The 9,845-nt window shown below is 48.2% G+C and carries 12 protein-coding genes; 7 read left to right on the top strand and 5 right to left on the bottom strand.

The features are described from left to right. Positions 1-127: 127 nt before the first annotated feature. The 5 genes from D515_RS22410 to D515_RS22390 all read left to right on the top strand — a co-directional run bounded on the left by D515_RS22410 (position 128) and on the right by D515_RS22390 (position 4,198). A complete protein-coding gene (locus D515_RS22410) occupies positions 128-481 on the top strand; it encodes a Structure-specific tRNA-binding protein (RefSeq protein WP_002541926.1) in 354 nt (117 codons plus the stop codon). Positions 482-696: 215 nt separating this feature from the next. After that, positions 697-1,149 (top strand): Fur family transcriptional regulator, encoded by a 453-nt coding sequence (locus D515_RS22405; RefSeq protein WP_002541925.1) that lies wholly within the window; start codon positions 697-699, stop codon positions 1,147-1,149. Between the two features lie 105 nt (positions 1,150-1,254). After that, positions 1,255-2,589 carry a dihydroorotase gene (locus D515_RS22400; RefSeq protein WP_002541923.1) on the top strand — a complete coding sequence of 445 codons (1,335 nt, stop codon included), beginning with the start codon at positions 1,255-1,257 and terminating at the stop codon, positions 2,587-2,589. A 45-nt stretch (positions 2,590-2,634) separates the two neighbouring features. Further along, positions 2,635-3,195: an LbetaH domain-containing protein gene (locus tag D515_RS22395; protein WP_002541922.1), complete on the top strand. Its 561-nt coding sequence runs from the start codon at positions 2,635-2,637 to the stop codon at positions 3,193-3,195. Beyond that, a complete protein-coding gene (locus tag D515_RS22390) occupies positions 3,185-4,198 on the top strand; it encodes a CobW family GTP-binding protein (RefSeq protein WP_002541921.1) in 1,014 nt (337 codons plus the stop codon). The genes D515_RS22395 and D515_RS22390 overlap by 11 nt, the downstream gene beginning before the upstream one ends. Before the next feature lie 42 nt (positions 4,199-4,240). Here the strand turns inward: D515_RS22390 and D515_RS22385 are convergent, their stop codons facing one another. Next, positions 4,241-4,654, bottom strand: a complete 414-nt coding sequence (locus tag D515_RS22385; RefSeq protein ID WP_039850553.1) for a MarR family winged helix-turn-helix transcriptional regulator — start codon at positions 4,652-4,654, stop codon at positions 4,241-4,243. Positions 4,655-4,782: 128 nt separating this feature from the next. Between D515_RS22385 and D515_RS22380 the strand changes: the two genes are divergently transcribed. Next, a complete protein-coding gene (locus D515_RS22380) occupies positions 4,783-5,013 on the top strand; it encodes a hexameric tyrosine-coordinated heme protein (protein WP_002541918.1) in 231 nt (76 codons plus the stop codon). A gap of 51 nt (positions 5,014-5,064) precedes the next feature. On the opposite strand, the gene D515_RS22375 is transcribed toward D515_RS22380, so the two are convergent. Genes D515_RS22375 through D515_RS22360 form a run of 4 tightly spaced genes read right to left on the bottom strand, consistent with a single transcriptional unit; the run spans position 5,065 to position 9,145 of the window. Further along, positions 5,065-6,918 (bottom strand): bifunctional sugar phosphate isomerase/epimerase/4-hydroxyphenylpyruvate dioxygenase family protein, encoded by a 1,854-nt coding sequence (locus tag D515_RS22375; protein WP_002541916.1) that lies wholly within the window; start codon positions 6,916-6,918, stop codon positions 5,065-5,067. A 3-nt stretch (positions 6,919-6,921) separates the two neighbouring features. Further along, the gene (gene aroQ / locus D515_RS22370) at positions 6,922-7,377 is read right to left on the bottom strand and encodes a type II 3-dehydroquinate dehydratase (protein WP_002541915.1); all 456 of its coding nucleotides are present in this window, start codon (positions 7,375-7,377) and stop codon (positions 6,922-6,924) included. An 11-nt stretch (positions 7,378-7,388) separates the two neighbouring features. Then, entirely contained in the window at positions 7,389-8,453 is a 1,065-nt protein-coding gene (locus tag D515_RS22365) for a Gfo/Idh/MocA family protein (protein ID WP_002541914.1), read from the bottom strand. Positions 8,454-8,494: 41 nt separating this feature from the next. Further along, positions 8,495-9,145: a GntR family transcriptional regulator gene (locus D515_RS22360; protein WP_002541911.1), complete on the bottom strand. Its 651-nt coding sequence runs from the start codon at positions 9,143-9,145 to the stop codon at positions 8,495-8,497. A 560-nt stretch (positions 9,146-9,705) separates the two neighbouring features. Between D515_RS22360 and D515_RS26400 the strand changes: the two genes are divergently transcribed. Continuing rightward, complete coding sequence (locus D515_RS26400) at positions 9,706-9,834, top strand: hypothetical protein (protein ID WP_002541910.1); 129 nt, start codon at positions 9,706-9,708, stop codon at positions 9,832-9,834. Positions 9,835-9,845 lie beyond the last annotated feature (11 nt).

Genomic DNA, 9,845 nt, shown 5'->3' with positions numbered 1-9,845 from the left:
CTGCGTTATCGGCTTCTCATGTAGGCTAGCTACACATCGAAGCCTCTGCCTTGCATAAAATCCCCACAAGCTGCTGCAAAAATCATCACCAAAGGTCAACAGCCCCTAAACTGTTAAGGATATCTGTATGAAACCCGCACCAATTAAAGACGAAATCACATTTGATGACTTTGCGAAAGTGGACATCCGCGTTGGAAAAATCACCGAAGTCAGTGAAGTCGCTAAATCCGACAAACTGATGAAGCTGACCGTTGATTTCGGCGACCACACACGTTCAATTTTGGCGGGGATTAAGCAAGAGCGTGAAAATCCTAAGGAGATTGAAGGTAAACAGGCCTTGTTTGTCGTAAACCTGCCGGAGAGAAAAATGGCTGGTGAGGTGTCTCAGGGCATGCTTTTCGATATTGGTTATGAAGATAAGCTGCAGCCTTGCTTGGCCTGCCCAGAAACCGAAACGCCGAATGGTGCAAGAGCGGGTTAAACCAATAACACGAACGCCATCAAGAATGAAAAAGCCATCATTGAGATGGCTTTTTTTGTTTAGGTCGTCTGATTCAACGCTTCATCACTCTCTGCTGAAACAGCCTCTCCATGGTAATCACAAGTCTATAGATAACTTGGTTGCCTCATTGTTGATATGTTATAACATAACAATTATGTTTATATTTCGAGCGGAGAAATCGCTAAAGGCTCACCATGACTGACTTAGACGCACTGATAGAAAAAGTCGCGCAGAAATGCAAAGCAAAGGGAAAGCAACTCACCGCCAAGCGTAAGTTGGTTCTAAAAGCGCTTGTTCATTCGGAAAAATCTCTCTCTGCTTATGAGCTGGTAGATTACTGCAAAACGGAATTCGGGCAGAGCGTTCAGCCTATGTCGGTATATCGCAGCCTAGACTTTCTGGAAGGTGAACATCTCGCGCACAAGCTAAAAGTATCGAACAAGTTTATTGCCTGCTCTCACGTCTCCTGCGATCACGAGCATGGTGTTCCCCAATTCCTCATCTGCGCAAAGTGCGACAAGATCATAGAGCAGGCCATCGACCCCAAACTCGCTTCCAGCCTGCAATTAGGTGCCCGAAAAGAAGGGTTCACAGTGGTTAGCCCCCAACTCGAAATCACCTGTGTATGTGATGACTGCACCAAGTGAGTTTAAGCCACTGAATATCTATTGACGAGAAATCGCATCCTCCGCCCGTTTCCAAAATATCACCATCTATTCCATGCGTTAGTTTTAAGGAGAATTCTAAACGCTATGTCTACAACACTGATTAAAAACGCCCGTGTCGTTAACGAAGGGCGGGTGCAAGAGAGAGATTTGCGAATTGACGGCCCGCGGATTGAGAGGATCGACTCCGATATTATCGCCGCTCCGACCGACCAGATTGTCGAGGCCAATGGCCGTTTCATTTTGCCTGGAATGATTGATGATCAGGTGCACTTCAGGGAGCCAGGTTTAACGCACAAAGGTTCTATTGCTTCTGAGTCCCGCGCAGCAGTCGCTGGTGGCATTACCAGCTATATGGAAATGCCTAATGTCAGCCCGGCCACGACCACGATTGAAGCGCTGGAGCGCAAGTTTGATATTGCGGCCAACAACTCCTTGTCGAATTACTCGTTTTACCTTGGTGCAACGGAAGACAATCTGGAGCAAATTAAGCGACTGAATCCAGAAACGCACTGCGGTGTTAAGGTGTTTATGGGCGCGTCCACTGGCGATTTGTTGGTGGAAAACCCGACGGCATTGGAAGGCATCTTCCGTGAGTCGCCCGTGCTTATTGTTACGCATTGTGAAAGCGGGCCAGTTATCGCAAAAAACCGAGAAGCGCTTCTTCGTAAAAAGTCCTCGCTCACGATCCATGATCATCCTTTGCTGAGGGATGATGAAGCCTGCTATGCCTCTTCTTCCTATGCCGTGGACTTGGCGAAGCGTCATGGTAGCCATCTTCATGTTCTACACATCACAACCGAAAAAGAACTTTCTCTTTTCCAAACAGGGCCAATTGAGCTGAAACGCATTACCGCTGAAGCTTGTGTGCATCACCTTTGGTTCAGCGATGAAGACTATGCGGTGCTGGGAAACCTGATTAAGTGTAACCCTGCTATCAAGAAAGCCAGCGATCGTGAAGCGCTGATCCGGGCACTTCATACCAACCAAATTGACATCATCGCCACTGACCATGCACCTCATACTTTTGAAGAAAAGCAGGTGGGCTTTGATCAGGCTCCGGCAGGTTTACCTTTGGTACAACATGCGTTGCTGACGCTGCTTGACCATGTCAGTCACGGTCGACTCGATATTACTCAAGTGGTTGAGAAAACTGCGCACAATCCCGCTATTCGTTACGGAATTAAAGAGCGTGGTTTTGTCCGTGAAGGCTACTTTGCCGATTTAGTGCTGGTGGATGATAAACAGACCACTGAGGTTAGCCATGATAATGCGCTGTGTCACTGCGGATGGACGCCTTTTGTAGGTCATCGCTTTTCGTCGCAGATAGTCAGTACCTGGGTGAATGGCGGATTGGTTTATCACAATAACAAGGTGCTGGATGACGGGTCACCCGCGATGAGACTGGTGTTCGCTCGTTAATGCTCTTTGCATTCAAAAAAATACTGAAGCAAGTTGAGACCCTCTATGTTAAGAAAAAATCCAAATGGCGACATGCCAATCGTATCGGAAAATGCTTTTGTTGATCCTACGGCGATCATCTGCGGCAAAGTGACTATTGAAGACAACGTATTTATTGGCCCGTATGCCGTGATTCGTGCGGATGAGGTGAATGATGCGGGTGAAATGGAACCCATCATCATCAAATGTGACACCAATATTCAGGATGGTGTGGTGATTCACTCTAAAGCAGGCGCTGCGGTAACCATTGGAGAGCGCACATCGATTGCGCATCGCTCAATCATCCACGGCCCATGCGAAGTGTGTGATGACGTTTTCATTGGTTTTAACTCTGTGGTGTTTAATGCTGTTGTGGGTAAGCACTGTGTCATCCGCCATAACTGTGTTGTAGACGGAATGGATCTCCCTGAGAGCTTCCATGTACCGCCAATGACCAATATCGGTGTGGGCTTCGATCTAAACAGTATCTCTAAAGTACCACCGGAATATTCAGCGTTTTCTGAGTCTGTGGTTTCTGCCAATCACACCTTGGTACAGGGTTACAGGAGGATCGCCAATGAGCTCTGATAATAAGGCAATTCTGAGTGTGCCAACCAACATCATTACCGGCTTCCTTGGTGTTGGTAAAACCTCCGCCATCTTGCATCTGATGAAGAACAAGCCGGAGAACGAGCGTTGGGCTGTTTTGGTCAACGAGTTTGGAGAGATCGGTGTCGATGGCAGCCTTTTTCAAGGGCAGCATAGCGAAGGAGAGAAAGTGTTCATTCAGGAAGTGCCAGGTGGCTGCATGTGCTGCGCAGCGGGACTTCCTATGCAAATCGCGCTTAATCAATTACTGATCGAAGCCAAACCTGATCGACTGCTGATTGAACCGACGGGCCTTGGACATCCCAAAGAAGTCTTGGAAGTCTTGTCCTCTGAACACTATCGCGATGTTCTATCACTTCAAAAAACACTGACTTTGGTTGATGCGAGAAAACTGTCAGAGACACGGTACACCCATCACGATACTTTTAATCAGCAGATTGCGATCGCCGATACTGTGGTGGGTAACAAGCTTGATCTCTATGCAGAAGGGGACAAAGCCTTACTGGAAGCGTATGTGAAAAAGCATGCTCATCCAGATGTGAAAGTACTGTTTGCACGTCACGGACAAATCGACTTCAAGGAATTTGAAGGTGAGACTTTCATGACGCAGCCACATGCGCATGATCACCACCATCATCATCATCACCACGGCAGTAAACCTCTTGCGTCAGAAGTGCCTATGCCAGAAAGCGGAGTGTTGATGGCAAAGAACGAGGGTGAAGGTTTTGAAAGCGTTGGCTGGCGATTTTCACCAGACAAGGTCTTTGATAGAAAGAAACTTTCTTTGCTTCTGCATGACCTTGATGTCGAGCGAATGAAAGCTGTTTTCATCACTGATGATGGAGTGTTTGGTTACAACCTTTCCGAATCGAATATGTTGGAAATGGAGTTGGATGATTGTGTCGAAAGCCGGATTGAGCTGATTGCACAAGTCGTCGATGTTAGTTTTGAAGATAAACTCATGGGGTGTTTGAGCTCTTGAGATTAAGCTAAGCCGTCGAGAGACGGCTTTTTGCACTACCTACTAGCGACCTAGCTTTTTGCAAAGCGAGATCATGGTGTTCGCTTCTTCAGCGCTGAGCCCGGTCATGCAGAATATTTTGTCGGTAATGTCTGCGCTGTTTCGGGACAGCTCAATGCCTTCTTGGGTTAATACGACTGACTTCTGCCTGTCATTGTCCGGAAGGGCAGCACGTTGGATAAGTCCTTTTTGTTCCAAACGTTTTAGCAGCGGCGTCATCGTTGCTTTGCTGAGTTCTGCTCTTGAAGCCAACTCAGTGATAGATAGCTTGTCTTCTTTCCAAAGCACCATCATCACCACAAACTGTGTATAGGTCAGTCCCAATGGATCCAGCAATTGTCTATACAAAGACGTCACGCGGTTAGACGCTGAATAAAGGGCGAAACAAAGCTGTTTATCGATATCTGCAACGGCCAAGGTGATCTCCAATAACTTCCAACTTGTCTCATTATCTACGACTTGCCTTGATTGTCACATCATTTCGTTGACATATAGTTCGTATGCGAACAGTATGTGTGCGATCAATTAAGAATAAGGAGAGTAATATGAGTGATGCATGGTTGCCGACGTTAATCACAGAGAGCCCAGAAGCTGGCTATCAACTTGCGATTAAAATGTCCCGAATGGGCGTGAAATATACACAGCCTTCAGCGGAAGCGAGAGAGAAGCTACGTCCCAAATATGCGGAAAGTGCAGACAGTTTGATCGCGGTTTCCCACGTTGTTGCCGTGAATTTTCAGACGGTTGCGGCGGCGAATAATTATTGGAAGGTTTGACTGTATGTTAAGGACTCAAAGCCATCTTGGTGATGGCTTTGAGTGGTTAGGTTAGCTGCTCAGTTCCCTTGCCTGCATGGTCAACCTCATCTGACTGTTTGCAGCGCCAAATCCCTGATACCCATTTCTCTGAACGATTTCGAAACAGAATCTGCCCGCGAACATCGAAGTGTAGAGTTGGTAGAAACTTCCATGTTCATCTTCGTCATAGAGGATGTTGAAGCGTTTGAGCTTTTCAATCACTTCATCAGAAAGGGTAAACCGGGCGGCCAAATCATCATAATAATTGGCGGTGACGGGCATCGTCTCTGTCTGCTGCTTTGCCATGAATTCGGCGGTGGCAAAAATATCCTTGGTTGAAAGAGCGATATGGTTGACGCCGGTACCCGCATATTGGTCAAGAATTCGGCTGGATACAGTACGTGACGCTTGGGTACTGTTGAGTGTGAAACTCACCCCTTTATCAGGCGTTTGTAGGGCCTGACTTTTCACCAAGCCACCAGGGTCTGAAACGCTGACGGTCGGCATGGTTTTCATACTGAACATTGCACGATAGAGCAGCACCGAGTGAAGCATTTCTTCATAACTCATGGTGGTGGCTACGTGGTCAACTTTGTTAAGGAAAGCGTGCTGAGTGGCGTCTTCATGCCATTTGAATTCGCGCTCCCAATGAGGAGGCTGGTCAGCGTCATCCACCATGTAAAGGAGACTTTGACCTGGGCCATAGATGGCAGGAATGCCATGCGTGTCATTTTCTGGGTTTCCGTAAACCGGCGAGAACTCGAGCTTCTTGGCTCTCTCCACCATATCGTCGACATGGGTACAGGTTAAACCGACAGCACAGACGGAGACGCCATGTTGTTGGTGGAAGTTTTGGGCGAAGCTATCTGGCTCCATATTCATCACCAGATGAATATTCCCCTGTTTCCACAATTCCACATCTTTACGTTTGTGGGTAGCAGCGTGGCAAAAACCAAGTTGAGACAGCAGCTTGGTCAAGGCGAGCTTTTCATTGTCGCTGACGGCGAATTCAATAAACTGTACTTCGCTGGGTGGGTTGACACTTGGAATTTCAAGCGCTTCTGTATCAGCAGATTTTTCTGCCGCACGGTTGGCATAAACCAGTGAACGGTAGCCGTCTCGGGCCGTTTTTTCCGTTGAGCCTGCACGGAATTGATCGTTGAAAATCTCGAGAGAGAAAGGCCCGTCGTAACCCGTCGCGTGAAGGTTAGACACAAACTGACCAATAGGAAGATCGCCCTGCCCAGGGAAGCAGCGGTAGTGTCGGCTCCAACTGAGATGATCCATCGAAAGGCTAGGGGCATCCGCAACCTGTACGAGGAAAATTCTGTCGCCGGGAATGTTGAGCATGGTATCCAGCTCGGTCTGGCGTGAAAAGATGTGGAAAGTGTCGAGACATAGCCCGACATTTTTGTGGTTGGCGCGACGCACAATTTCCCATGAGTCGCGGTAGTCATGAACGTATTTACCCCATCCCAAGGCTTCGTAGGCAACCCGCATATTGCGTTTGGCTGCGCGCTCGCCAAGCTCATGGAAATCATCTGCTGCGCGTTGAATACCGCCCAAAGCTTGGGGCGACACACTGCTGCAGACCATCAACAAATCGGTGCCCAGTTCTTCCATCAGGTCAAACTTTCTTTCCGCGCGATCAAACGCTTTTTCCCGGTAAGGAGAAGGGAGGCCTTCGAAGTCGCGGAAGGGTTGATAGGTAACAACCTCAAGACCGTGATCGTCTAACATGCTTCGGATTTCGTGAACCGAACCGTTGTGAGTAATCAGATCATTCTCGAAGATTTCAATACCACGGAAACCCGCTTTGGCGATGGCTTCGATTTTTTGTCTTAGGGTGCCTGAAAGGCAAACCGTTGCGATGGAGTAAATCATGCGTTATTGGCTCCCCAGCTTTGCGACCAGCCCGTCGATAGCTAGGGCGTAGCCTTCAATTCCAAACCCAACAATCACACCGACTGCGACAGGTGAAAGGTAGGAGTGATGGCGAAACGATTCACGAGCATGCACATTGGAAATATGAAGCTCAATCACAGGGACTTCAGCCGCTTTAATGGCGTCATAAAGGGCGATAGAGGTATGTGTGTAAGCACCGGCATTGAACACAACGCCGATCATGTTTCCTGTTTTCACTGCGCGGCCTGCATTGTGCAGTGCTTCAATCAGTTCACCTTCATGGTTACTTTGGAAGCACTCAACGACAATACCGTGTTTTGCACCGGTATCTCTGCATAGCTGTTCGACATCTGCCAAGGTACTGTGTCCGTAGAGTCCAGGCTCGCGTTGACCCAGCATGTTAAGGTTAGGGCCGTTCATCACTAGAATAGATTTCATGTCACGCCCTCCTATGCGATGTCGTCAATGTATACTGTGCGACCGGTTTTCACCGCCTCAACCACGGCTTCAGTCACGCGGAGGTTTTGCAGGCCGTCTCGCACCGTTACCAAGGGTTTTTCTTCTTTACGTATCACGCGGCAGAAGTGATTAAGCTGCTCAACCAATGGGTCTTTGCGGTGAAGCGACACGTCTTCACATTCGAATGGTTTCCACCATGAGCGATCTTCTTCGTTTTTGTAGTATTTGAGACGCATGGTTGGCACTGAAATCGAACCGCTGGTGCCGGCGATGTGATAACAATCTTCATCGGGATAGCTCGCGTAGGCTTTATTTTCCTGCGAGGTTTGTTCCCAGCTTTGACCAGAGCCTGCGGTGTCTGAGAGCAGGAAAGTACCGAGTGCACCATTGGCGAAGCTGAGATTGATCGAAACCGTATCTTCGACTTCGAACTGACGACGGCGGTTGGACGCCATGGACTGTACAGCAACGATTTCGCCACAGAGGTAACGTAAGTTGCCGATGTCATGAATAAGGTTAATCAGAATGGGACCGCCACCTTCCTTGGTTCGCCATGGCGCGGCCACAAAGTAATCATCAGGTTTGTAGAACATGGCGCTGCCATGAGCGGCCACCACTTGGCCAATAGCGCCCGTTTCAATGATTTCACGGGTACGTTTGATGATCGGGCTGTGCATGCGGTGATGACCAACCAGCAAAGTGTCCCAGATGCCGGGTTCTTTGGTGGCGATGTCGAGTAATGAGTTGGCTTCTTCAACAGTGTGAGACACTGGCTTCTCAATCAGTGCCGGCATGCGATATTCAATACAGAGCTTTGCTTGCGGGACATGCAGATTATTTGGGGTGGCGAGGATAACGCCATCCGCCAAACCTGAATCAAGCAATTCCACAAGGGTTTCAAAGTGGGGCACGCCATAGTCTTTGGCGAGTTCAATGCTCGCTTCAAACGGATCGACAATGGCGGCTAAGTCACACGCATTGCTCTCCGAGACGAGTCGAATATGATTTTTGCCGATCAATCCTGCTCCGACGACGGCGATTCTTGGCTTCTCCATTTACTGTTTACTTCCTTGTTATGATTATGATGCGACAGGCTTTACTGTCGATTTTGGGTACTTGTTTCTTTCATTCGGGTAAGGAAACCGCCTAGGTGGGTTTCCAATGCTTTCACACAGGCATCGAGGTCGCGTTTCAACGCCGCTTCCAACACGCTTTGGTGTTCATCAACCACGTATTTGCCACGAAATCCTTCTGTACGAAGTTCCATGACGACAAACTGCCTGAATTGATCGTAGACCTGTCTGTGGTAGTGCATGTGCAATTCTGACTGGCATGCGCCAATCAATGCCGCATGAAATTCGTAATCACATCGGTGCCACATCATGAAATACTCATCGATGTTTTCTCGCATTTTGCTCTCGACGTGTTCGAGTTTGTGGTGGGCAGCAACCAGATTGCTTTCCCATTCCATATCGCCGTTAGCAAAAGACGCGCGGGCACCGTCCGTTTCAAGAAGAATGCGCAGTCGGGTGAGTTCTTCCATCTTTTGGATTGAAAAGCTCGCGACATGAAAGCCTTTCTGGCCTTCTGCAATCACCAATCCTTCAGAGGAAAGTCTTGTCAGGCTTTCGCGCAACAGATTCACACCACTGCCGTAGCGTTCTTTCAGCGATTCCATTCTGAGTCGGCTTCCCGGCTCAAATTCACCTTTCAGTAAATCCGTGCGGAGTGTTTCGTACAGCGTCATTTGTCCATGCCTCAATGAAACTGAGTCTTAAGAAATCTGCATCGACTTCATCAAGATGCCTTTTCAGTTTTACTCCCTAAATTTCTTCGCATCTGTCTCATTTTTGTGAATGGGCTATAAATCTAAAAATATCCCCCAATTTGAAAAATAGGTGATGTTTTAACAAATGAGACACAATCGGGTAACAAATCCACAATCACATCGTCTAGGCTAGTAACAGGTCAATAAGGGCGAATGCTCTCAGGCTTCGTCTTATACTCAAACAACATGAAGATGCTCGCATTCAGAGGTCATCAATGCGTTCAATTCGAGGCAAATTTTGCGAGGAATAGTCGTTCTATTTCCGTGAAATTTAACGAAGAAGTGGGCGCATTGAGGGCCTCCCTTCGGGCGAGTTGACTGGCGTCGTGCTCTTTGTTGTCCCTTTTTGATGGAGGTGACTACACCTACAAAGGGACGCCGCGATCACAACACCAGTCAATCTCGCTGAATCCTGCATCCTCAGGTTGCTTGGGTATATAACAAAGAGGCAGTAAGTCTCTGACAACAAGGAGTGAAGTATGGAAGGACTCTGGGACAGGGAAGGCTGTCGCCACGGATTAGGGCGGGGAAATACCAAGGTCGACTTGGTGTTTCCTGAACTAAGCATCCAACGCTTTAGTTTGATTGCCGACATGCACAACAACTAGGGAGCCATGTT

Source organism: Grimontia indica (genome assembly GCF_000333895.2).
Lineage (GTDB): Bacteria > Pseudomonadota > Gammaproteobacteria > Enterobacterales > Vibrionaceae > Enterovibrio > Enterovibrio indicus.
The sequence above is the reverse complement of the archived record's forward strand: the minus strand, read 5'-3'. Positions and strand labels throughout refer to the sequence as shown.

Bases quoted from the DNA above. Each gene is read 5' to 3' on its own strand.
- D515_RS22375 (WP_002541916.1), bottom strand. From the start codon at position 6,918: ATGATTTACTCCATCGCAACGGTTTGCCTTTCAGGCACCCTAAGACAA.
- D515_RS22380 (WP_002541918.1), top strand. From the start codon at position 4,783: ATGAGTGATGCATGGTTGCCGACGTTAATCACAGAGAGCCCAGAAGCT.
- D515_RS22390 (WP_002541921.1), top strand. From the start codon at position 3,185: ATGAGCTCTGATAATAAGGCAATTCTGAGTGTGCCAACCAACATCATT.
- D515_RS26400 (WP_002541910.1), top strand. From the start codon at position 9,706: ATGGAAGGACTCTGGGACAGGGAAGGCTGTCGCCACGGATTAGGGCGG.
- D515_RS22405 (WP_002541925.1), top strand. From the start codon at position 697: ATGACTGACTTAGACGCACTGATAGAAAAAGTCGCGCAGAAATGCAAA.
- D515_RS22360 (WP_002541911.1), bottom strand. From the start codon at position 9,145: ATGACGCTGTACGAAACACTCCGCACGGATTTACTGAAAGGTGAATTT.
- D515_RS22410 (WP_002541926.1), top strand. From the start codon at position 128: ATGAAACCCGCACCAATTAAAGACGAAATCACATTTGATGACTTTGCG.
- D515_RS22395 (WP_002541922.1), top strand. From the start codon at position 2,635: ATGTTAAGAAAAAATCCAAATGGCGACATGCCAATCGTATCGGAAAAT.
- D515_RS22365 (WP_002541914.1), bottom strand. From the start codon at position 8,453: ATGGAGAAGCCAAGAATCGCCGTCGTCGGAGCAGGATTGATCGGCAAA.
- aroQ (WP_002541915.1), bottom strand. From the start codon at position 7,377: ATGAAATCTATTCTAGTGATGAACGGCCCTAACCTTAACATGCTGGGT.
- D515_RS22400 (WP_002541923.1), top strand. From the start codon at position 1,255: ATGTCTACAACACTGATTAAAAACGCCCGTGTCGTTAACGAAGGGCGG.